The following is a 21,919-nucleotide window of genomic DNA, read 5'->3' on the forward strand; positions in this document are numbered from 1 at the left end:
ATTGGCATAAATTTTTGAAAAATCTTGAATAAAATTTTGCATTATGCTTAAATCAATTTGCGACTAATTCGCAAATTGAAATATGTCTAAAATCAATTATTCTACTGAACAGCGAAATTCTCTTCTTTCGTTTTTGAGCGAAAATCCCGACAAGATGTTTTCTGCAAAACAGGTTGAACTTGCCTTGAGCGGAAAAGAAATCAGCAAAAGCGCCATTTACAGAAATTTGGCGGAGCTGGAATCTGAAGGAAAAATCAAAAGATGTTCAAAACCGGGTTCAAGAGAATCTTTCTATCAGTTTTTTGATTGCAATTCCTGCCGGACACATATTCACCTTTCGTGCCAAAAATGCGGAAAAATTTTTCATCTCGATGAAGCGGCCGCGGAAAATCTTGTTACTGCTCTTGAAAAAAATACAGGATTTGAAGTGAGTCGTGGCGAAAGCACCTTGGTTGGAATTTGTAAAAGTTGTGGAGAAAAAAAATGAAAATGAATAAATTTGTCACAGTTTTTTTTGCGGCAGTTCTTGCTCTGAGTTTTGCAGGCTGCAAAAAAAATCAAAATTCAAAAACAGAATCTGAAGCAGAAAAACAAAAAATAAAGGTTGTCGCAACGATTTTTCCAGAATACGATTGGGTTAAAAATTTGATTGAAGGCAGCGATAGTTTTGAGCTTGAGCTTCTTGTTAAAAACGGGACAGACCTTCATTCTTACCAGCCGAGCACGGCCGACATTGTAAAAATTGCAAGCTCAGACCTTTTTATCTATGTTGGCGGCGAAAGCGATTCTTGGGTTTCGCAGGTTATAAAAAATTCAAACAACAAAAATCAATTTACCGTAAATTTAATGGAAATTCTTGCGCAAAATGTTAAGGAAGAAGAAACCGTAGAAGGCATGCAAAGCCACGAAGAAAATGACGGGCACGAAGACGAAATCGAATATGATGAGCATGTCTGGCTTTCTGTAAAAAATGCAAAAACCGCTGTTACAAAAATTGCAGAATATCTTGAAGTTTTGGATCTTGCAAATTCTTCTGTTTATGCAAAAAATTTGCAGAATTACCTTGAAAAACTTGATTCTCTTTCGGAAATTGCAGTTGAACTTTCTCAAAAAAATGACTTTTCTTCAAAGCCTTTGATTTTTTGCGACCGTTTTCCGTTCCGTTACATGACAGACGAGCTTGGAGCAAAATATTTTGCCGCTTTTTCCGGATGTTCGGCAGAAACGGAAGCAAGTTTTGAAACGGTCGCCTTTCTTTCAAAAAAAGTTCAGGAATTTGAAGAGCCGAAGGTTTTTGTGACTGAAAATTCTGACAAAAAAATTGCAAAAACCGTAATAAAAAATGCTGGTTTTGACGGAAAATGCGAAATTTTTGTAATCGATTCAATGCAGTCTACGACCTTTGAGCAGATAAAAGCCGGAAAAAATTATATCGACGTTATGAAGGAAAATTACGAAAAATTAAATTTTTTGGGAAAGGAGTGAATGCGTTAGCGCTGGTAGCCCCGAAGTTGCGCGGCGATAAGCCGCGCAATGAGCCGCGTTTGCGGCGAAGGGCGGACATAGCGGCCCGAAACGGAGCGAGGCGAAGTGGAGGGAAACGCCCAAAATTATGGCACAGTTAATTTGCAAAAACCTTGTTTTAGGGTATGAGTCAAAAATCATAATAAAAAATTTGTCGTTCAAGGTAAATTCCGGCGACTATCTTTGCATTGTCGGCGAAAATGGTTCCGGAAAATCGACCTTGATGAAGGCAATTCTTGGACTTTTAAAACCGATTTCTGGCACAATCGAAACCGGAGACGGACTTTTGGCGGACGAAATTGGATATTTACCGCAGCAGACTTTTGTTCAGAGAGATTTTCCGGCCAGTGTCTGGGAAATAGTTCTTTCTGGCTGTCAGAGCCGTTGCGGTTGCCGTCCTTTTTACAAAAAAGAAGAAAAAAAACTCGCCATGAAAAATATGGAAAAAATGGGAGTTGCTCATCTTGCGCGCCGGTGTTACCGTGAACTTTCCGGTGGACAGCAGCAGAGAGTTCTTCTTGCCAGAGCATTGTGCGCCACTCAAAAAATGCTTTTGCTCGACGAGCCTGTAAGCGCGCTTGACCCTGGAGCGCAGGAAGAAATGTACAATCTTATCGAAAACCTGCATAAAAGCGGAATTACGGTCATTATGATAAGCCACGACATAGACGCTTCGCTTCGCTTCGCAACCCACGTTCTGCACATTGGAAAAGAAATTTTTTTTGGAACAAAGGCCGAATTTGTGCATAAATCGACCTGCCCGGATTGCAATGGACAGATAAAGCGAATTATGGGAGTAAAACTTTTGTAGATTTTGTAGTTTTGTAAGGTTTGTAAAAAAGCAGAGTTTTAATTTTTATAAATTGATTTTTTAATTTTGGAGACAATTTTATGTCCACTTTAATCCATTATTTTAGTTTTTCGTTTGTACAGTATGCGTTTATCGTCGGTGTTTTGATTTCGCTTTGTTCAAGTCTGCTCGGCGTGACTTTGGTTTTAAAACGGTTCAGTTTTATTGGCGACGGATTGAGCCATGTTGCGTTTGGAGCCATGGCGATTGCAGCGGTTCTTAATTTGTCGAACAATATGTATCTTGTCCTGCCATTTACCGTCATAGCCGCAATTCTTCTTCTGCGAACCGGAAAAAACACAAAAATTCAGGGCGATGCCGCAATTGCCGTCATAAGCGTTTCATCTCTTGCTCTTGGCTACCTTTTAATGAATGTTTTTAGTTCATCCGCAAACCTTGCTGGCGACGTCTGTTCTACGCTTTTTGGTTCAACTTCGATTTTGACGCTTACAAAAGCAGAAGTTTATCTGTGCGTAATTCTGTCGATTGCCGTAATTGCCGCATTTATAGTCTTTTACAACAAAATTTTCGCCGTAACCTTTGACGAAAATTTCGCTCAAGCGGTCGGAACTCACGCAAGCCTTTACAATCTGGTAATTGCCGTTATAATCGCCATAATAATCGTTCTTGCAATGAATCTTGTCGGCTCGCTTTTAATCAGCGCTCTGGTAATTTTCCCGGCGCTTTCAGCAATGCGCGTCTTGCGAAGCTTTAAAAGCGTAATAATTTGCAGCGCGGCGGTTTCTGTCGTATGTTCAGTTTCCGGACTGTTAATTTCAATTCTGGCGGGAACTCCGGTTGGCTCAACAATTGTTGCGGTCAATCTTTTTGTTTTTGTCGTATTTTCGGTTGCGGGGAAATTTCTAAAATGAAAAATTATTCTTTGTTAAAGTTGGAAAAAAAATTGGGCGAGCCGGCAGAAAATCTGCCGTCAGGCCATTCGCAGTTTCATTCAAAAATGGCCTTTTTGCCATTTTTGAACGCCTTCGGCGCTGCTGCTGTCCTTCTCGCGTTGGCCTTAACCTTTGCTTCGTGCACAAAAAATTCAATTCAGCAAAAAAATCAGGAGCAATCAGAAAAAAATGCCGGTTTTTCAGTAGATTTTGACCTTACAAAAATGAACGCAAATATGGTTTATGCCCAGGTTTTTAATCTTATGCTTGAACCGCAAAATTTCGACGGAAAAACTTTTAAAATAAAAGGAAACTTTATAAAAGTAAACGGTCCGGACGGTCAGCCTTCTTATGCGGTAATCATAAAAGATGCCCTTGCCTGCTGTCAGCAAGGTCTTGAGTTCAAGTACGATTTTGCCGGAAAAGAGCCGGTTGTAGATCAGGAAATTACTGTAATCGGAAAATACACGCTCACAGAAACTCCCGACGGTTTTAGTCACAATTATCTTACCGCGCAAACTTGTGATTGACTTTTTACAATGGAAGAATAAACTTATTAAAGTGCACAAAGTGCGATTTTAATTTTATAAAATTTTATTAAATGGAGAAAAAGATGGATATTCGCTATTCAACTGGAAAAGAACCTTTTAAAACAATGACAACCGAAGAGCTCCGCAAAGAGTTTTTGATTTCTAATATTTTTGTAAAAAATGATGTAAGCGCAGTTTACAGCCACATTGACCGCATTGTAACTCTTGGAGCAATGCCTGTAGATAAGAAAGTTAAATTGGACAAAAATATTGATCCAATGAAAGATTTTGGAGTTGACTTTTTCCTCCAGCGCCGTGAGCTTGGAATGATTAACATTGGCGGTGACGGAATTGTTGTTGCTGACGGTGTTGAATACAAAGTAAATCATTACGACGCTCTTTATCTTGGAGCCGGAACAAAAGACGTTGTTCTCGAAAGCGTAGACAAGAAAAATCCTGCAAAATTCTATATGAACTCAGTTCCTGCTCACGTTTCTTACCCAAGCCGCGTAATTACTTATGAACAGGCAAACCACGTGCATGCAGGTTCTGCCGCAGAATCAAACGACCGCACAATCAACCAGTACATTCACCCGGATATTTTGGAAACATGCCAGCTTTCGATGGGAATGACTCATCTGGAAACAGGTTCTGTTTGGAACACAATGCCGGCTCATACACACGAACGCCGTATGGAAGTTTATTTCTATTTTGATTTGCCAGAAGATCAGGTTTTGTTCCATTTTATGGGCGAACCACAGCAAACTCGCCACATTGTAATGCACAACGACGAAGCTGTAATCAACCCTTCATGGTCAATCCATTCAGGTTGTGGAACAAGCAATTACACATTCATTTGGTCAATGGGTGGAGAAAACCGCACATACACAGATCAGGACTGGATTCGTACAACAGACTTGCGCTAGTAAAAAACTGAGCACAAAAAATATTAAATTATTGGAAAGCCCGGACTTTTTGAAAGAAAATTCAAATTAGTCCGGGCTTTTTTTTGCGTACAGTTTAAATAAAAACAAAAAATTGATATACTTTTGTGCAAAATTACAAATGTTCCGCGGTTGCGGGCAGTGAGGGTGGTATGATTAACGTTCCTGAAATGTTTGCGTGCATGGTTTTTAATGAAAGCGAAATGAAAAAAAGGCTTTCTGCGAATATTTATGCTTCTTTAAAAAAAACCATGGTGGAAGGCTGCCCGCTTGAACTCGGTGTTGCAAACGAAGTTGCCAACGCTATGAAAGACTGGGCGATTGAAAAAGGCGCAACTCATTATTCGCACTGGTTTCAGCCTTTGACGGGAATTACTGCCGAAAAACACGACAGCTTTTTGACGCCTGCTGCTGAAGGCAAAATTATCATGAGTTTTAGTGGAAAAGAACTTATAAAAGGTGAACCAGATGCCTCGTCTTTTCCGAGTGGCGGTTATCGTTCAACTTTTGAAGCCCGCGGTTACACAGTTTGGGACCCGACTTCATTCCCATTTGTAAAAGACCACACTCTTTGTATTCCAACCGCTTTTTGCTCTTACAACGGCGAAGCCCTCGACAAAAAAACTCCGCTTTTGCGTTCTATGGAAAGTTTAAACCGCCAGTCACTCAGGATTTTAAAGCTTTTCGGAAATTCTGCTAAGCACGTGACGACGACAATGGGACCTGAGCAGGAATATTTTCTGGTTGACGAAAAACTTTATGCCAAAAGACGCGATTTGAAGATGACAGGCAGGACTCTTTTTGGCGCTCATCCTGTAAAAGGACAGGAAATGGACGACCAGTATTTTGCCGCAATTAAGCCACGCGTAATCGAATATATGGAAGATTTGAACGAAGAATTGTGGAAACTCGGAATTTACGCAAAAACCGAACACAACGAAGCCGCTCCAGCTCAGCACGAAATGGCTCCGATATTTACAACCTCCAATCTCGCCGCAGACCAAAACCAGCTTACAATGGAAGTTATGAAAAAAGTTGCGCGTCGTCACGGTTTAATCTGTCTTTTGCACGAAAAACCTTTTGAAGGCGTAAATGGCAGCGGAAAGCACAACAACTGGTCGATTGCCACCGATTCCGGCGAAAACCTTTTTTCTCCAGGAACAACGCCAATGGAAAATGCGCAGTTTTTGCTCTTTTTGACGGCGGTTATAAAGGCTGTAGATGACCATCAGGATTTGCTGCGTGCGATTGTTGCAAGTGCCGGAAACGATCACCGTCTTGGAGCAAACGAAGCTCCTCCGGCAATCATGTCGATTTATGTCGGCGACGAACTTGAAGCAATTTTAAAAGCAATTAAGGACGGCAAGCCTTACACCGGAAACGGAAGCAAAAAAATGTCGATTGGCGTAGACGTTTTGCCTGCAATTCCAAAGGATTCGACAGACCGCAACAGAACTTCGCCATTTGCCTTTACAGGAAACCGCTTTGAATTCCGCTCGGTAGGTTCAAACCTGTCAATTTCCGGTCCAAACACAATATTAAACGCAATTCTTGCTGATTCCCTCTCAAAATTTGCAGACGAACTCGAAAAAGCCGAAAATTTTGACAAAGAACTGCAAAATCTCATTAAACGCGAAATCACCGCCCACTGGAGAATTTTGTTCAACGGAAACGGTTACGGCGAAGAATGGATAAAAGAAGCCGAAAAACGCGGACTTAAAAATTTCCGCACAACTCCTGACGCCATGGCCCATTATCTGGACAAAAAAAACATAGAACTTTTTAAACAGACAGGAATTTATTCCGAAGTTGAAATGAAAAGCCACTACGACGTAAAACTTGAAAAATACTGTCAGATTTTGAACATTGAAGTTGGAACAATGATTGAAATGGTAAACAAAGACATTGAACCTTCTGCCCTTAATTTCCTGAACAAACTTACGGATACATATTCAAAAATGCCGGCAGACCTTCCGTTTGAATACGGCAAAAATCAGATAAAAAAAGTGTCTGCTCTCTTGAACGAACTTGAGCAAAAAAAGCAAAAGCTCGATGAACTGCACATTCAGGCACAGGAAAAAACTGAGCTTATGGAAAAAGCCCAGGATTATGCAAAAAAAATCCTTCCTGCAATGGAAGATTTGCGCTCAAGCGGCGACTTGCTCGAAGAACTTTTGGGCCAGGAATACAAACCTTATCCAAGTTACGAAGATTTGCTTTTTAGCGTTCAGTAAAAAACAGGTGTTCCCGAAGGCTTCGCCTTCGGTCGCTACGTCCATGGTTCGCTGCGCTCATTCCTGCGCCTTGCTCCGGAACGCGCCTTCGGCGCGTCATTCCCATCGCTAACACAAAAAAAAGACTGTCAGATAAAATCTCGCGTTTTATCAGGACAGCCTTTTTTTGTATTATTTTGTTACAAAAATTTGCTTTTTAATTTGATTCTGCCGCTCCCGGAAGACCAATGTCTTTTCTGTAGAACATTCCTTCAAATTTTATGCCTTCGAGCGCAGAATATGCTTTTTTCCAGGCTTCGTCAAAGCTTGATCCGTGGGCCGAGCAGGCAAGAACGCGTCCGCCGCTTGTAACTAGGGCATTGCTTTCATTTTTTACAGCGCCGGCAACAAAAACTTTTGCGCCGTTTTCGTTGATTTTTGCCGAATCAACAGAAATTTCTTTTCCTTTTGGATATTTGAGCGGATAACCACCGCTAACAGCAACAGGCGCAACCTGAAATCCTTTTTTCCATTGAAGGTTAAAGTCAGAAAGAGTTTCTCCTGTAATTGCAAGACAAAGGTCGGCAAAATCAAAATCCATCATCGGCAAAACAGCCTGAGTTTCCGGATCTCCTAAGCGGACATTGTATTCAAGAGCTTTTGGACCATCTTTTGTAAGCATAAGTCCAAAGAAAATAAATCCGCGGTAGTCCATTTTTTCTTCGATTAAACCGCGCAAAGTTGGCTCAAGAATATTTTTCTGGAAAGCGTCCATTGTCTGTTCAGTAACATCCTGTGGAGGACAGATTGCGCCCATTCCTCCAGTATTTGGACCTTTTGCACCGTCGAGCAGGCGTTTGTGGTCGCGGGCTGGCAAAAATGCCTTTATGCAGGCCTTGTTTGTCTTTGCAGAATTTTCCGTAACGCTTACAGCCGCAAGAACCGAAATTTCAACTCCCTGCAAATAATCTTCGATAACGAGTTTTTTTCCGGCATCGCCAAATTCGCCGTCCATCATGTCATTTACCGCTTTGAGGGCTTCATCAACGGTTTTTGCAACAACAACGCCTTTTCCAGCAGCCAGACCGTCAGCTTTTACAACGATTGGAGCGCCATGATTTTTAACATATTCGAGAGCGCCTTTTTTATCCGTAAAAGTTTTTGAAGCGGCGCATGCAACGCCATATTTTTCCATAAAAACCTTAGAAAGATCTTTTGAAGCTTCGAGTGCGGCACCTTGTTTTTTAGGACCAACTGTCGGAATTCCTGCAGCCCAAAGTTTATCAGCGATTCCTTCTGAAAGAGGATCTTCCGGACCAACAACGGCAAAATCAACTTTTTCGTTTTTTGCAATTTCAACAGCATCGCCATTCATATTTTTGCATTTTGCTTCGTCGGCAGTTCCGCCGTTTCCAGGAACACAGATAACCTCTTCAATTTTTGAACTCTGTGCTAATTTCCAGGCGATTGTGTGTTCACGTCCGCCACTTCCAATAACAAGTGCTTTCATAAAAAATCCTCGATAAAATCAAAAAATTCAAAAAATCGCTACAAGATTTTTCGGAATGTCCTTATACTATAGCGAAAAAAACGATTTTTGTCAGACTTTGGACGAAATTTTATCGTCTAACCGGTGTTTCGGCGTTGTCATTCAAAATAAAATCCGTTTGATTTTATTTTGAACGCCTTCGGCGCGCCTACACCCCGGCGTAAGTTTTTCGGGAGATAAAAGATTTGTTTTTATGTTAGAATAATTTTATGAAAGATTTTTTTACTTATCTTGCTCTTTTTTCTGTGGCAACAATTCTTGTTTTTTTGCTTCGCGGACTTTACTTAAAAAATTTGTCAATTCAAAATAAAAAAAATGCCGGCAAAAATTTAAAAAAACAAAAAACTGCGAATGGCGGCTTGGGGTTTGTCCGCTGTCCCTTGTGCAATACTCCGCTTGCCGTTGGCGAAGATTTATTTAGCCGGATTTTTAGACCCATGACGGTTTCTGACCAGCGGATGTACGTTTTAGGTTGTCCTCATTGCTATCCAGACAAAAAAAACGACGTCCAGAGAATTTGCCCGGTTTGCCGGAAAAATGTTCCTGTAGAAAGCTATTTGATTGCAAGACTTTTTAATAAAACCAGCGACCACAAAAAACACGTAATTATAACCGGCTGTCCATCCTGCTGCGGTCCTAAAAAAAATTGATAAATATTGCCCTAAATAAAAAAAAACTGCCCTTTACGAAAAGTCTAGTGTAAAACTTCAAACTTTTCAGGACAGTTTTTTCTGTGGACAATCCAAGGTTAAGCAAAAACTTTTTTGGACTGTCCTTATATTTTAACTTTAAGCCTAGCGGAGCAAGCTGAGTACGTTCTGTGAACTCTGGTTTGCCTGAGCCAGCATAGCTGTTCCAGCCTGTGTAAGAACCTGGTTCTTTGTAAAGTCAACCATTTCTTTTGCCATGTCTGTATCGCGGATGCGAGATTCAGAAGCCTGGAGGTTTTCAGCGCCAATGTCCAAACCAACAACTGTCTTTTCGAGGCGGTTCTGGTAAGCACCGAGGTCAGCGCGCTGTTTGTTAATCTTTTTGAGTGCTTCGTCGAGAGTTCCGATTGCGCGGTTAGCATCATCTGGACCTGCAAGAGTAAGAATTTCTTCTGAACCAATGTTGCGGAGTCCGAGAGCTGCTGCTGACATTGTTCCAATAAAAACCTGAGTTCTCTGATCCATGTTTGCACCAATATGGAACCACATTGAACCTGTAACTGTATTTTCGCCTGTTGGTTTTGCAAAGCGGCCTGTGAGCATGTTCATACCATTGAACTGTGCCTGAGAAGCGATGCGGTCAACTTCTGCAACGAGCTGGCTTACTTCAACCTGAATCTGCATGCGGTCTTCGTCTGAGTAAATACCGTTTGAAGACTGTACTGCAAGTTCACGAATTCTCTGAACAATGTCAGTTGTTTCCTGCAAATATCCTTCAGTAGTCTGAATAAAAGAAATACCGTTCTGAGCGTTTGTAGAAGCCTGGTTCATACCGCGAATCTGTGCACGCATTTTTTCAGAAACTGCGAGGCCAGAAGCATCATCACCTGCGCGGTTGATTTTCATGCCTGATGAAAGCTTTTCCATGTTTTTTGTTGTGCTGAGTTCTGTGAGCCCTGTAGAACGATTTGCAAACTGAGCACTCATGTTGTGATTAATAACCATAATTTATCTCCTTAAAATCGTCAAGGACGGCTAGATACAAAGCACTTTGTGCTTTGTGCGATAAAAATGCACGGATGTATTTTTATCACACCTCCTTGTAAGATCTGGTTAAAATACTACAGACTTGTTTTTTGTAGGCAATGTCTTGTAGTCCCCGGGTTTACCACCCTATATATAACATATCGGAGTTTGAAAAATTGACTTTAGAAAAAAAAGAAAAAATATTGAAAATTTGCCAAGAAAATTTAAAAACTGCTTCTTCCGCGGAATGAACGGGCTAAGGTTAATTTGTCTATGTATTCGAGGTCGCCACCGACTGGAAGACCGCTTGCAAGTCTTGTCACTTTTACGCCGGTTGGAGCAAGAACTCTCTGAATGTACATTGCTGTTGTGTCGCCTTCGACAGTCGGGTTTGTTGCAAGTATAACTTCTTTTATTGTTCCTGATTTTACCCGTTCAACCAGGCCCGCAATACGCAGTTGAGAAGGACCGATTCCTTCAAGCGGTGCAATAACTCCGCCCAAAACATGAAAAAGACCGTTAAATTCGCGGGAAGAGTCGATTGTGTTTACGTCCTGAGGCTGTTCGACAACGCAGATAACGCTTCTGTCGCGCAATGGATCGGAACAAATCGGGCATGGATCATTTTCTGTCCAGCTTCCGCAGATTGAGCACGGTTTTATAATTTCTTGAAGATGGTCAATTTGGCTTGCAAACCTTTTTACCCACAGATTGTCTGCTTTTAAAATATAATTTACAAGTCTGGCAGCGCTTTTTTTGCCTATTCCTGGCAGCCGGGAAAAGCTGTCTGTTAATTCATCAATTGCGTTCAAGATTACAGACCCATTCCGCCCATAAGTGGACCGGCTTTTTGTTTTATAAGTTCCTGAACCTTTTCGAGCGCGTCATGGTTTGCAGAAACAATCAAATCCTGAAGCATATTTACGTCGCGCGGATCAACTGCAATCGGGTCGATTTTAATCGCTGTCATTTCAAGCTGACCGTTCATTGTAACTTGAACCATATTTCCGCCAGAAGAACCTGTTACGCTCAAATTTTTCAAGTCTTCGCGCATCTGGTTCATGGTTCCCTGTAAATCTTTGAGATTTTTCATCAAATCAAATGGATTCATCATCTTCCTCTATTATTTCGTTGTTAAAGTTAGAATTTTCAATATTTTCGTCTGATTCATCATCAGTTTTTTCGGTTTTTTCAGGTTTAGGCGACTCAGTGCGTTCACCTTTAGAAACAATCTGCCCTCTAAAAATTGAACACAAAAGCTGCACTTCGTAAGGCGCATTTTCCAAATTGTTTTCTTTTTCTGTCTGCTTTATGCTTACGCTGAATTGCAGATTTTCGCCGTAATATTGCGAAATTATTGCAGAAATTTGAGCGGCCTGTTTTTGCAGCTGCGACTGCGTAAAATTCGAAGCAACCGTTGTTTTTACAGTGTTTCCGTCCAAAACCCATTCCGCGGTCTGAATAAGCGTTGTTGCGAGAATTGCAGTTTTTTCGCTTTTAGAAAGTTCCGCGAGAATCGTCTTTTTTAAAGTTTGCATGTCTCGGATAAATTCTGCCGGCTGTGGATTTTGCTCTGGAACAGAATTTTCCTGCTGAGAAAAGCCCATGTCGTCAGGAGCGTAAGAGCCTTCTGGAGCGTAATTTTCAAAACCGCTAAAATTTTCAACTGAGTGAGCCGCTGCTTGATCAGGCGGTTCAGCTCCGCCATTGCTAAAAGACCGGTTTTCCGCCTGTGGAGCCACTTCTGGTTCTGGAGAAATGAAAATTCTTGGTTTTTGAGGTTGAGATTGCATTTGCGGTTGTGCATTTTGCAGTAAAACAGCCTTTGTTTTGTCGATTGCAACTTTTACTTCGGCAGGCGAAACATACTGACTGAGCCAGCTCAGACGGCTGAACGCAAGTTCAAGTTCATAGCGTGGACTGAGCGAATATCTTATGTCGCGGTAAAGCTGCAGAAAAATGCTTACAGCTCGTTCAATTTGAATCGAATTCCAGGCAGACAAAACCTTTGCGCTAAAACGCTCAGCGCTCTGTCCCAAAAGCGACTCTTTTGTAATTCCATTTTTTATAAGCAAAAGCGAACGCAAATAATCCGTCGCATTTGAAATCAACTGTTCAATCGAAATTCCTGCCTGCAAAAACGAATCAAGTTTTTCGAGCGCAGATTGAGTTTTATTTTCGGCGCAATCCTCAAAAATCTCATTCAGACGGTCAACACCGACGAGTCCGAGTTTGTCGCGGATTTTGTCATAGGTGATTTTATCTCCGCTAAAAGCCGCAACCTGATCAAAAAGAGTGTAGGCGTCGCGCATTGAACCTGTGGATTCCCGCGCAATCCAATAAAGAGCTTCATCTTCCGCTTGAATTCCAATCTCCGAAGCAGCAAGAGCAAGCTGTTCTTTTACTTTTTCAACAGGAACCAAACGGAAATTAAACTGCTGGCACCGGCTTTTTATTGTCGCTGGAACTTTTTGAAGTTCTGTCGTTGCAAAAATAAAAATAACATACGGAGGCGGCTCTTCAATTGTTTTTAAAAGCGCGTTAAATGCCGAAGTCGAAAGCATATGAACTTCGTCAATAATATAAATTTTATAACGGCAACTTTGAGGCGGAAAAAGAACCTCGTCCTTGATTTGTCTTACATCGTTTACAGAAGTGTTGGAAGCACCGTCAATCTCGATAACGTCGGTACAAGTGCCTTTTGTAATTTCAAGACACTGCTGACAATGTCCACAAGGAGAAGCAGTCGGACCTTCAGCGCAGTTTAGGGCTTTTGCCAGAATGCGGGCGGTTGAAGTTTTACCGCAACCTCTCGGGCCCGAAAAAAGGTAGGCATGCGCAATTTTTTTAGATTGAATGGCATTACGGAAAGTTTCCGCAACAAATTCCTGACCGACAAGATCTTCAAAACGCTGAGGTCGTCGCCGGGTAGCTGTTACTTCATAAGACATAAAAAAAGAATACCTTAAAAACCGTAAATTCTCAATATCGAAGGAAAATTCATCTTAAAAAGAAAAAATCAGGTGTTTTTACCATCCGCCACTGGCTCCGCCACCGCCAGACCGGCCGCCGCCACCGCCGCCGAATCCGCCTCCGCCACCAAAGCCTCCGTGTCCGCCAAAACCGCCTCCTCCTCCGATAAAAAATCCGCCGGTTGGAGGGCGTCGGTTTCTTCCGTTTTTAGAATCAATTACGCTTCTGGAAATTACAAAAATCAAAAACAAAACCCAGATTGCAAAAGGAATCAATGCCGGAAAAATATCATCATCGTCTTCTTCGGAAGAATCGACTTTATTTTTAATTTCTTCGTTTCCGGTTGCATAGCCTGCGATAAGGTTTACGCCTGTTTTTATTCCTTCAGAATAGCTGGCGTTTTTAAAGTCTGGCGCAATAAAATTCCGGATTATAAGTCCGCATTTTGTGTCCGTTAAAACTCCTTCAAGTCCGTATCCAACTTCGATCCTTACTTTTTTCTCGTCAAGGCAGACCAAAAGCAAAACGCCGTTGTCTTCTTTTTTTTGACCCAAGCCCCATTTTTCAAAAACATCGGTGGCATACTCTTCTATTGTTGCGTCTGTTCCGGCAACTTTTTCCAGCGATTTTACTGTAAAAACCGCAATTTGAACGCCAGTCTGCCGGTTTACGCTTTCGAGATAAGAATTGAGTTCGGATTTTGTATTTTTGTCGATGATATTTGCGCTGTCCATAACCCAGGCAGTTTGTTCAGGAATATAGACTTTTGCAAAAAGCGAAGCAGGCAAAAAAAACGCAAAAATAAACAAAAAGGACTTTAAGTTTTTTCTATTCATTTTCCAGATTCTCGAATTTTATTTGCTTTTAAAACTGAACGACAGGCGCTTTTGAAGCAGTTGAATCGGCTTCAAAATATGCTTTTTTCTCAAAACCTTTTCTTTCGGCAATAATACTTTGCGGAAATTTGCGGATATAAGAATTGTAAGTTTTTGCAGAATCGTTAAATCGTTTTCTTTCGGTAGAAATTCTGTTTTCTGTTCCGGCAAGTTCATCCTGCAAGGCAAGAAAATTCTGGTTCGCTTTTAATTCAGGATAATTTTCGGAAATTGCCATCAATCTCTGCAACCCGGAACTCAATTCACCTTGAATTTTTTGATATTCTGCAAATTTTTGAGGATTGCTTGTAATCGAAGCGTCGATATTTACAACTCCTCCGAGCTTTGAACGGGCTTCTGCAAGTTGTGTAAAAAGAGAGTCTTCGTGTTTTGCATAGGCTTTTACAGAATTTACAAGGTTTGGAATAAGATCGAGCCTTCGCTGATACTGGTTTTCGACCTGGCTCCAGGCGCTGGAAACATTTTCGTCCAAATCGACAATTGTATTGTAAGTTCCGATGGTAAATTTATAAATAATTCCCAAAACAATAACGACAACTGCAATAACCGCGAAAATTTTAAAAGACGATTTCTTGTTTGCTTCAGACATAAACGCTCCTGTTTAAGATGTTTCCCGGCAATGCGTGAAACAAAATTTGATACAAATTTGCAACGAAAACTTTTGGATAAAAAAACTAGCCTTTTGGACAGAGATTTTATTCAACGTTTCTATATCAACAGAATATTTTCTGTAATATAATAAAAATATAATAATAAACCTTAAAAATTGCAATTTTTTAAATGCAAGGTAATAAATCTATGAAAAAATGTATAGTTTTAATGGGAATAAAGCATTGCGGAAAGTCAACGCAGGCAAATTTTTTATCAGAATATTTTAAAATTCCTTCTTTTGATACAGATGATTTGATTTTTGAATTAACCGGAAAAACTCCACGCCAAATTTACACAGAGCTTGGAGAAGAAGGTTTTAAAAATGCAGAAAAAAGCGCGTGTATTGAATTAAAGAGCCGTCTTGAAAAAATTCAGCAGACTGAAAATTCAAAAAAATACATTGCTGTAGCAGCAACAGGCGGAGGAATTTGCAATAATGCCGAAGCAATAAAACTTTTAAGCGAAATTGGAATTCTTGTTTTTTTGAACGCCGATGAGCGTACGGCTGCAAACCGCATTGTAAAGGAAGTAAAAATCGATGTAGACGGAAAACTTTTTAATCTTCCGGCGTACATTGCAAAAGAAAATCCGCGCACAATAAGCGATGTACGGGAAAGTTTTCATAAATTTTATGTTGAACGGCAGAAAATCTACCGTTCAATCTGCAATATCTGTGTTGATATGAAAAATGCGCCAAAAAGCGAAAACCGCGACTCGATAATCGAGTCGCTTTCAAAAACAGAATAAAGGCTTAGCAATTATTCTTCGCAGCCGCCGCAACTTCCGCAACCACCGTCGCTGCATCCGCCTCCACAACCACCGCAACTTCCGCCGCAGCCGCCACAACCTTCTGCTGTGTATGGAGCAATTTCTTCTTCGGTTGCGTCGCGAACGTCAACAACTTCAACATCAAAATGCAAGTTTTTGCCGGCAAGTTCGTGGTTTGAATCGATTGTGATATTTTCTGGAGTAACTTTTGTTACTGTAACGAGCATGGCTCCAGTTGGAGTGTCTGCCTGAAATTTCTGACCAACTTCGATTTCTACGCTTGTGTCAAAACGGTCGCGTGGAACTTCTACGACATATTCCGGTCTGTATTCGCCATAACCGTCTTTTGGTTCAATTACTGCGGAAAATTTGTCGCCTTTTTCGCGGTTTTCAAGTTCACGTTCCATTCCAGGAATAAGCATTCCTACGCCGTGCAAATATTCAAGAGCTTCTTTTCCTTCAGAAGAATCGATTACGTTTCCATCGTCGTCTTTGAGAGTGTAATGGATTTTTACCATTTTATTCTTTTCGATTTTCATGATTTTTCCTTAAAAGATTATTTTTTGTGGATTCTTATTATACAAAAGATTTAATGCGCTGGCAAACATTGCAATGCAGTTTATTTCGTACTCCGCCCACAGCTGCGAAATTTTTGTGTGATTAAAAGTTATAAGAGCTTTTATGTTTTCGGCTGTTCCTAAAATGCATTGCGCTGTAGATTTTATGCCGGAAAGTTCCATTTCCTGCCTGAAACTTGATTTGGTTTCGAGAGTGCTTTCAATAAAACTGTTTGTAAAATAATTTTTTCCGCTGAGGAGCTTTTTAAATTCGTTGCTTTTTGCGTAGTTTGCGTTTTGATGATTAACAAGTTTTTTTCCGAGAGAAAATTCGGCCTTTAAATCATCGCCGGCAAAAACTGTTATGTTATCCAGATTAAATGTTTCTTTTAAGTGAGTTAAAATCCGTTCAACAGCTTCTTTTGGAGCAACCGCAATGTCCTGCATAAATTCTGCCATGTATTTTAATTCCTGAACTTCGCGGTCAGCATATTTTACAATATCGTTTGCCTGAACAGATTTTCGGAAAAGTTCCGCGTGCAAGTCGTCGCGGAAAAATACATATCTGTTCCGTCCCTTGTCTTTTGCCCGATAAAGTCCAAAATCCGCCTTTTTAAAAAGTTCGTCGTAGGAGGTTCCGTTTTTAGGAAAAACTGCGCAGCCAATCGAACAGGAAATTGAAATATCGTCGAATTTTCCGGCAAATTCATTTTTTATTTTTAATAGAATTGAATGTAAAAAACCGCGCAAAATCGTTTCATTTTTCATTCCGTAAGAAACAATTAAAAATTCATCGCCGCCGTAACGGCCTACAAGACCTCGTTCACCGATTATTTCTTTTAGAATTTCTCCAGTTCTCGAAAGAACCTTGTCACCTGCCAGATGTCCAAAAGTGTCGTTTACAGGCTTAAAGTGGTCGAGATCCATAATCACAAGCGCAGAATTTTCTTTTTTGTGCTCTTCAAAAACTCTTTTTGCGTACGTTGTAATCGTTTCTTTGTTAAAAAGTTTTGTGAGAGAATCCGTATGTAGCTGCTCGATTATGTATTTTTGCTGGCGGAACTGTTCGGCATTTTCTTTAAGGACAATTCTTCCTACGACCGTCAATTCGCCGTTAGAAACAAAACGGATTCCCAAAAAATAAAGGTTTTCGAGAATTTCCGGGTTATTTGTGCGGAGAGAAGTGTAAAAACTTGCATTTATTTCTTTTGGACAGGTTTTTATTTTTTCAATAAAATTCAAAAAGGCAGATTCCTGATTTTCTGGAATAAATTTTTGTTCAAGACAGTATTTTTTCCATTCATCAATATCACATTCATAAAGGACATTTTTTTTGTTGTTGTAGAATTGCGTGATTTTTATAAAATTGTCATTTTCGTGATAAGAAAAAATGCTGTCGTTTGGAATGCTCAGCGCGTAAATAAGTTCGTCAGTGTCGTTGTTTTGTTTTTTTATGAATTTTATGCACTGTTCAATATCAATCATTTTGAGGCAGACAGATTTTTGTCCTTTAAAAATACTGTCGTATGCCGTAACAAAATTTGTTTTTAAAGTGTGGCGATTCTTTTTGAATTTTAGAAGCTTGTATTTGTTCTGTTTATTTTCTGAGAGAAGGAATTTTTTTAGCGGACTTAAACTGCCTGTTCCGGTAAAGTCTTCGAGTGTATTTACATCGTGACCTACGGCATCAAAATAGACATAAAATTCACGGTTTGCATCGAGAATTTCAAAATTCTCGTTAAGATATACGCATTTTATGTCTATTTTACTACTCATTTTTTTGCCCGAACTCTAGTTTAACATGTTGTTATAAAAAAGACAATTTTCTATGCCATTGCTGCGAGTTTGTGCTCAAGGGCAACAATTCTCTGGTGCAAATAATGGTCTACGGCATATTTTTCCAGAATTCCGAGTGGTTTTCCGTCTTTGTCCACAATGCTGATTGCGTCAGTGTCGTAGTCGTCAAAAAGTTTGTATGTTTCTGGAAGCGGAGTGTCTGGAGTGCAGGTTAGAGCCGGCTTGTCCATAATATCCATCGAAAGCATATAACTTCCCATTTCGCCGATTTGCATGGCTTCTTTTATGTGTTCAAGGCTTATCTGGCCGGCAATTTTTCCGTCTGAACCGCGGACTGCATAATTCATATTTGAATGCTGACTAAATGAATTGATGATTTGTCCGACCATGTCAGTTTCGTTTACAATCGCATAATTGTCTGGCGAGCAGATTTTTTCGCCGTCAACTTCTACGTCTTTTACAAAAGTTGTCTTTATTAAATCTTCGGCCGTCACGTCTAGGCCGGCTTCTCCGGCTTTTGTGATTCCGTAGCGGACACAGATTGGTCCGATTATCTGAACGATAAATGTTGTTGCCGTAATAATCAGCATGATTTCGCCACCGATTGTGTCTGCAAAATCACGGCCTGCCGATGTGCTTAAACCGATTGCAACTCCAGCCTGGCTCAAAAGACAGTACGGAAGATACTTGCGGACTGTGTCTGGCGCCTTTGTAATGCGCGCTCCGAGCCTTGAACCGATTGTTTTTCCTAAGGTTCGTCCTCCAATGTAGAGAATCGCAATCAGGATAAAAAGCGGTTTTAACTGCCAGACGTTGAGTTTTGCGCCTACGTTTACAAAAAAAAGAACGTAAATCGGCGGAGTGTATTTGTCTACGAGTTTGAACATGTTTTTGACTTTTGGAAGCGAAAAGTTCGTAACGTAAAAGCCGATTGTCATGGCCGCCATAATGTGGTCAAATTTTAATAAAACAGGACCAGCGGTAAAGTGGGCGAGGGAACAGATTCCTGTCGAAAGAAACAAAAGTCCAAGACTAAAACCCAAAACCCTGGCGTCGTCGCTCATCATTCCTGTAATGATTTTTGTAAGGATAAATCCGATTACAAGTCCCAGTGCGATTGAACCGAAAATTTCAAAAGCAATTGAAGCCAGCTGTGCAAGAACTGGAACTGAACGGCCTTCGAGTAGAGGAGAGGCGATTGCGGTTGCAATTGTGTATGCAATAAGGGCAAAACCGTCGTCCATTGCAACAATGCCGAGCGTTGTCGTTGTTACAGGACCTTTTGTTCTGTATTCTTTAAGAACGTCGGTTGTTGCTGCAGGAGCTGTTGCCGTACAGATTGCGCCGAGCAAAAGGCCGAGGCTAAGAGAATAGGTCGCATTTTTCGTAATTATAAAAGTTGCTCCTCCTACGAGAACTGCAACGACAAAAAATGGAACAGTTGTTTCTCCGAGGAGAATTCCGACAAACTGTTTGCCATATTTTTTTATAACGTCAACCTTGAGCTCTGCGCCGACCAAAAAACCGATAAGCGAAAGTGCGATTGTGTTGATTGGATCGAGAGAATTTATAAGTTTGTCTCCGAGAATTTTAAATCCAGAAGAACCGATTATGATTCCGATTACGATGTAACCGACAACCTGCGGAATTTTAAGTTTTTGAAAAAGTCTTCCACCAAAGGAACCAAAAAAAATCATCAATCCTAAAAGGAATACGATTTGACCGCCCTGCAAATTTAAAAAGTGCATTTGTGCAGGAAGAACGCCAGCCAATGGATTTTGCATAATTTACCTCGGCTTTTTATTATAGTGAATTGATGAAGGTTGTGCAAAAAAATAACGGACAAGGGGCTGGAGCACCGCCAAAGGCGTCGTTTTGCGCAGCAAAATGATGGAGCGCCAAGACGCGGAAGTGCGCAAGACCCGGTTTTTGCGAAGCAAAAATGGCCCCTTACTTAAAAAGTTCTCTTACGGTTTGTGCCGGAGTGATTTCGTAGTACAAAAATCCGTACATTGCGGCGGCTCCGACGAGTTTTCGGCCGTATTCGCGTGTTTCCTGGAATGGAAGCGTTTCTAAAAACAAATCCATGCTCATTTTTGGAGGGCGTTTCCAGCGGCGGACATTTGTGAGTCCTGCGTTGTATGCAAAAAGCGCGGAGAGAATTGATTTATTTTCTGAGCGTTCAATAAGGTTTGCAAAATAATGGCTTCCGAGGCGGATATTTGTCTGAGGGTCAAGAATATTGTAATCCGCCGGCAATTTTAGTTTTCGGGCTTCGTCTGCGGCGGTCGAAGGCATAAGCTGGGTTAAACCGCGTGCTCCTGCTGAACTTCCTGCTTTTGCGTCAAAAAAACTTTCGCTTCGGATTAAAGCGTACAAAACAGGTTCTGAAATTTTGTTTTCGGCACAGGCGGCTTCGACAAAATTAGAATAAAATCTTGGGAAATTTAATTCTAAAAGTTCGTAAGGAATTTTTCCTGACCAGGAAGTTTTTGTTCTGGCGGCGACTCTCAGGCTTTGAACGGAATAACTGCTGTCAAATTTTCCACATTCGTTTAAAAAACGGCTTGCCTGAATGTTTGCGTCCATGCTCAAAACGGTTCTGTCTTTGAGCCACTGCGGATAAATTTTTTGAGGAAAGCCGTAGGCGGCGTAGCCTGCGAGCAAAACTTGAGAATTCTTGTCTTCTGTAAAAGTTTTTTCTGTTCCGCCGGAACACAAAATGTCTGTCACATAGGTTTTGTCGACAATGTTCATTCTCTCGATTGCGCAGACTTTGTAGTAAAGACTTGAATTTCCGCTCAAAACGCGGGTGTAGGCGGCAACGGCTTCTTTTGTTTTTGGAGTGCCGTCTGTCTCGCCGTAGCCTTCTTCTAAAATTCTGCCGGAAATGTATGCGTATTTGCAGGCTGTTTCTTCGGAAGCGCGGCTGTCAATAAGTTTCCAGACGTTGTAAAAATCCTGCCATTTCTCGTGTCTTAAAAGCAGGACTGAAAAATTGTCAAAAAAATCGTCAAACCAGGCTCTGTTGTAAATCCGGTCGCAATATTTTTTTAAGGTTGATATTATTTCGTCAGTCGACATCCTGAGCTGCATATTCAAAAGATACCAGAGCGCGTTGTCGAAGCGTTCGCTGTCGGTTGTGCAGTCGAGTGCGGATTTAAAGCGCTGTACTGCTTTTTCCTGAAAACGTCCGGCCCTGTCGTAAAGTCTGGCCGCGTAAAAATATGCGCAGTATGCAAGTTCGTAAAGGTTTTGCGCAGAATCTTGCGTTTCGGCTTGAGATAAAAGTTTTCTTGCTTGCAGAACAAAATCTGATGCAAGCGATTCAAAATACTGCGCGCTTGTCTTAAAGTCGCCCGTGCCGTAAAGGGATGCTTTTCCAATATCGCTCAAAATCTGATAATGCGGCTGGGAATTTTGATTTTTATAGAGATTTAGAATATTTTGAATTTCGTTGAATGCAGTCGCATAATTTCTGTTAAAAACCAAAATTCTGAAATTCATAATCTGAATATCTTCCGGCAAATCCTGGGTTTTTGCGGAATTTAAAATATTTTCGGTTTTTGAAGAATTGCTGAGAGCTTTTAAGTATTCGTCATAAAAAGTTATATGCGTCTGAGTGAGCGGACGCGAGGTAAACCATTCAAAAAGCTCATTTTTTAGGCGGGCGTCTTTTTTTTTGAGCAGACTTTTGAGCCTGAGTTCAACGAGTTTTTCCGGGGCGGTCTTAAGGTTTATTTTTGAAGTTGATGAAATTATGTGGGAAAATTCATTCTGTCCAAAGAAAATTTTTGCGCTTGTAAGAAGAGCCTGGTCGTCGCCGTATTTTGTCTCGAGAATTTTTGCCGCACGGTTTCGTTCTGTCACGTTTCCGAGCAAGGTTAAATTTTCTGCGGAAAGACGGGCAATTTTTGGGTTTGATTTTTTTGTGCTTTCCTTAAAAAGGCGGATGGCGTTTTTTTCGTCATTTTGCTCAAGCGCTTTTAAAGCCATAAAATAGGCGTCGTTGCCGCCAAACTGCTTTTTTAAGGACGAAGCGCGGGAGTCCTTGCAAGAGGAAAAAAGTGTGAAACATAAAAAAGCCACCAGCATAGA

General features: G+C 40.9%; 20 protein-coding genes. 9 read left to right on the forward strand and 11 right to left on the reverse strand.

Annotated features, from left to right (window positions below):
• The first annotated feature begins 82 nt into the window (after nucleotides 1–82).
• The 7 genes from B5D47_RS06410 (at nucleotide 83) to B5D47_RS06440 (ending at nucleotide 6,975) form a co-directional block, all read left to right on the forward strand.
• Nucleotides 83–487: a Fur family transcriptional regulator gene (locus B5D47_RS06410; protein WP_078931009.1), complete on the forward strand. Its 405-nt coding sequence runs from the start codon at nucleotides 83–85 to the stop codon at nucleotides 485–487.
• Nucleotides 484–1,485 carry a metal ABC transporter substrate-binding protein gene (locus B5D47_RS06415; protein ID WP_200806556.1) on the forward strand — a complete coding sequence of 334 codons (1,002 nt, stop codon included), beginning with the start codon at nucleotides 484–486 and terminating at the stop codon, nucleotides 1,483–1,485. The genes B5D47_RS06410 and B5D47_RS06415 overlap by 4 nt, the downstream gene beginning before the upstream one ends.
• Nucleotides 1,486–1,612: 127 nt before the next feature.
• Entirely contained in the window at nucleotides 1,613–2,335 is a 723-nt protein-coding gene (locus tag B5D47_RS06420) for a metal ABC transporter ATP-binding protein (RefSeq protein ID WP_078931010.1), read from the forward strand.
• A gap of 80 nt (nucleotides 2,336–2,415) precedes the next feature.
• Entirely contained in the window at nucleotides 2,416–3,246 is an 831-nt protein-coding gene (locus B5D47_RS06425) for a metal ABC transporter permease (RefSeq protein WP_078931011.1), read from the forward strand.
• Nucleotides 3,243–3,797, forward strand: coding sequence for a hypothetical protein (locus B5D47_RS06430; protein ID WP_078931012.1), 555 nt, complete (start codon nucleotides 3,243–3,245; stop codon nucleotides 3,795–3,797). Before B5D47_RS06425 ends, B5D47_RS06430 begins: the two co-directional genes overlap by 4 nt.
• Before the next feature lie 83 nt (nucleotides 3,798–3,880).
• On the forward strand, nucleotides 3,881–4,723 hold the full coding sequence (gene kduI / locus B5D47_RS06435) for a 5-dehydro-4-deoxy-D-glucuronate isomerase (protein WP_078931013.1): 843 nt from the start codon (nucleotides 3,881–3,883) through the stop codon (nucleotides 4,721–4,723).
• A 170-nt stretch (nucleotides 4,724–4,893) separates the two neighbouring features.
• Complete coding sequence (locus tag B5D47_RS06440) at nucleotides 4,894–6,975, forward strand: glutamine synthetase III family protein (protein ID WP_078931014.1); 2,082 nt, start codon at nucleotides 4,894–4,896, stop codon at nucleotides 6,973–6,975.
• Nucleotides 6,976–7,171: 196 nt separating this feature from the next.
• Here the strand turns inward: B5D47_RS06440 and purD are convergent, their stop codons facing one another.
• Nucleotides 7,172–8,464, reverse strand: coding sequence for a phosphoribosylamine--glycine ligase (gene purD / locus B5D47_RS06445; protein WP_078931015.1), 1,293 nt, complete (start codon nucleotides 8,462–8,464; stop codon nucleotides 7,172–7,174).
• A 248-nt stretch (nucleotides 8,465–8,712) separates the two neighbouring features.
• Here purD and B5D47_RS06450 point away from each other — a divergent pair, with 248 nt between their 5' ends.
• On the forward strand, nucleotides 8,713–9,153 hold the full coding sequence (locus B5D47_RS06450) for a hypothetical protein (protein ID WP_078931016.1): 441 nt from the start codon (nucleotides 8,713–8,715) through the stop codon (nucleotides 9,151–9,153).
• 144 nt (nucleotides 9,154–9,297) lie between these two features.
• Here B5D47_RS06450 and B5D47_RS06455 read toward each other — a convergent pair whose 3' ends face one another.
• From B5D47_RS06455 to B5D47_RS06480, 6 genes are all read right to left on the reverse strand, one after another.
• The gene (locus B5D47_RS06455; protein ID WP_078931017.1) at nucleotides 9,298–10,158 is read right to left on the reverse strand and encodes a flagellin N-terminal helical domain-containing protein; all 861 of its coding nucleotides are present in this window, start codon (nucleotides 10,156–10,158) and stop codon (nucleotides 9,298–9,300) included.
• 245 nt (nucleotides 10,159–10,403) lie between these two features.
• A complete protein-coding gene (gene recR, locus B5D47_RS06460) occupies nucleotides 10,404–10,991 on the reverse strand; it encodes a recombination mediator RecR (RefSeq protein WP_078931018.1) in 588 nt (195 codons plus the stop codon).
• A 2-nt stretch (nucleotides 10,992–10,993) separates the two neighbouring features.
• The gene (locus tag B5D47_RS06465) at nucleotides 10,994–11,293 is read right to left on the reverse strand and encodes a YbaB/EbfC family nucleoid-associated protein (RefSeq protein WP_308690185.1); all 300 of its coding nucleotides are present in this window, start codon (nucleotides 11,291–11,293) and stop codon (nucleotides 10,994–10,996) included.
• Nucleotides 11,277–13,130 carry a DNA polymerase III subunit gamma/tau gene (gene dnaX / locus B5D47_RS06470; protein ID WP_078931020.1) on the reverse strand — a complete coding sequence of 618 codons (1,854 nt, stop codon included), beginning with the start codon at nucleotides 13,128–13,130 and terminating at the stop codon, nucleotides 11,277–11,279. Before dnaX ends, B5D47_RS06465 begins: the two co-directional genes overlap by 17 nt.
• A 78-nt stretch (nucleotides 13,131–13,208) precedes the next feature.
• Nucleotides 13,209–13,988 (reverse strand): TPM domain-containing protein, encoded by a 780-nt coding sequence (locus B5D47_RS11525; RefSeq protein ID WP_078931021.1) that lies wholly within the window; start codon nucleotides 13,986–13,988, stop codon nucleotides 13,209–13,211.
• Nucleotides 13,989–14,016: 28 nt separating this feature from the next.
• Nucleotides 14,017–14,637 (reverse strand): LemA family protein, encoded by a 621-nt coding sequence (locus tag B5D47_RS06480; RefSeq protein ID WP_078931022.1) that lies wholly within the window; start codon nucleotides 14,635–14,637, stop codon nucleotides 14,017–14,019.
• Between the two features lie 209 nt (nucleotides 14,638–14,846).
• Here B5D47_RS06480 and B5D47_RS06485 point away from each other — a divergent pair, with 209 nt between their 5' ends.
• Complete coding sequence (locus B5D47_RS06485; RefSeq protein WP_159443501.1) at nucleotides 14,847–15,446, forward strand: shikimate kinase; 600 nt, start codon at nucleotides 14,847–14,849, stop codon at nucleotides 15,444–15,446.
• Nucleotides 15,447–15,457: 11 nt separating this feature from the next.
• Here B5D47_RS06485 and B5D47_RS06490 read toward each other — a convergent pair whose 3' ends face one another.
• From B5D47_RS06490 to B5D47_RS06505, 4 genes are all read right to left on the reverse strand, one after another.
• On the reverse strand, nucleotides 15,458–16,006 hold the full coding sequence (locus B5D47_RS06490; protein WP_078931024.1) for an FKBP-type peptidyl-prolyl cis-trans isomerase: 549 nt from the start codon (nucleotides 16,004–16,006) through the stop codon (nucleotides 15,458–15,460).
• 9 nt (nucleotides 16,007–16,015) lie between these two features.
• Nucleotides 16,016–17,800, reverse strand: coding sequence for a GGDEF domain-containing protein (locus B5D47_RS06495; RefSeq protein WP_078931025.1), 1,785 nt, complete (start codon nucleotides 17,798–17,800; stop codon nucleotides 16,016–16,018).
• A gap of 50 nt (nucleotides 17,801–17,850) precedes the next feature.
• Entirely contained in the window at nucleotides 17,851–19,605 is a 1,755-nt protein-coding gene (locus B5D47_RS06500; RefSeq protein WP_078931026.1) for a cation:proton antiporter domain-containing protein, read from the reverse strand.
• A gap of 166 nt (nucleotides 19,606–19,771) precedes the next feature.
• A complete protein-coding gene (locus tag B5D47_RS06505) occupies nucleotides 19,772–21,916 on the reverse strand; it encodes a flagellar assembly lytic transglycosylase (RefSeq protein ID WP_078931027.1) in 2,145 nt (714 codons plus the stop codon).
• Between the last annotated feature and the right edge of the window lie 3 nt (nucleotides 21,917–21,919).

This window comes from Treponema berlinense, from assembly GCF_900167025.1.
Lineage (GTDB): Bacteria > Spirochaetota > Spirochaetia > Treponematales > Treponemataceae > Treponema_D > Treponema_D berlinense.

Coding starts and splice junctions, on each gene's coding strand:
- B5D47_RS06420 (WP_078931010.1), top strand. CDS start 1,613: ATGGCACAGTTAATTTGCAAAAACCTTGTTTTAGGGTATGAGTCAAAA.
- B5D47_RS06505 (WP_078931027.1), bottom strand. CDS start 21,916: ATGCTGGTGGCTTTTTTATGTTTCACACTTTTTTCCTCTTGCAAGGAC.
- B5D47_RS06425 (WP_078931011.1), top strand. CDS start 2,416: ATGTCCACTTTAATCCATTATTTTAGTTTTTCGTTTGTACAGTATGCG.
- B5D47_RS11525 (WP_078931021.1), bottom strand. CDS start 13,988: ATGAATAGAAAAAACTTAAAGTCCTTTTTGTTTATTTTTGCGTTTTTT.
- B5D47_RS06440 (WP_078931014.1), top strand. CDS start 4,894: ATGATTAACGTTCCTGAAATGTTTGCGTGCATGGTTTTTAATGAAAGC.
- B5D47_RS06490 (WP_078931024.1), bottom strand. CDS start 16,006: ATGAAAATCGAAAAGAATAAAATGGTAAAAATCCATTACACTCTCAAA.
- B5D47_RS06415 (WP_200806556.1), top strand. CDS start 484: ATGAAAATGAATAAATTTGTCACAGTTTTTTTTGCGGCAGTTCTTGCT.
- purD (WP_078931015.1), bottom strand. CDS start 8,464: ATGAAAGCACTTGTTATTGGAAGTGGCGGACGTGAACACACAATCGCC.
- B5D47_RS06480 (WP_078931022.1), bottom strand. CDS start 14,637: ATGTCTGAAGCAAACAAGAAATCGTCTTTTAAAATTTTCGCGGTTATT.
- B5D47_RS06465 (WP_308690185.1), bottom strand. CDS start 11,293: ATGATGAATCCATTTGATTTGATGAAAAATCTCAAAGATTTACAGGGA.
- kduI (WP_078931013.1), top strand. CDS start 3,881: ATGGATATTCGCTATTCAACTGGAAAAGAACCTTTTAAAACAATGACA.
- B5D47_RS06410 (WP_078931009.1), top strand. CDS start 83: ATGTCTAAAATCAATTATTCTACTGAACAGCGAAATTCTCTTCTTTCG.
- dnaX (WP_078931020.1), bottom strand. CDS start 13,130: ATGTCTTATGAAGTAACAGCTACCCGGCGACGACCTCAGCGTTTTGAA.
- B5D47_RS06485 (WP_159443501.1), top strand. CDS start 14,847: ATGAAAAAATGTATAGTTTTAATGGGAATAAAGCATTGCGGAAAGTCA.
- B5D47_RS06455 (WP_078931017.1), bottom strand. CDS start 10,158: ATGGTTATTAATCACAACATGAGTGCTCAGTTTGCAAATCGTTCTACA.
- B5D47_RS06495 (WP_078931025.1), bottom strand. CDS start 17,800: ATGAGTAGTAAAATAGACATAAAATGCGTATATCTTAACGAGAATTTT.
- B5D47_RS06430 (WP_078931012.1), top strand. CDS start 3,243: ATGAAAAATTATTCTTTGTTAAAGTTGGAAAAAAAATTGGGCGAGCCG.
- B5D47_RS06450 (WP_078931016.1), top strand. CDS start 8,713: ATGAAAGATTTTTTTACTTATCTTGCTCTTTTTTCTGTGGCAACAATT.
- B5D47_RS06500 (WP_078931026.1), bottom strand. CDS start 19,605: ATGCAAAATCCATTGGCTGGCGTTCTTCCTGCACAAATGCACTTTTTA.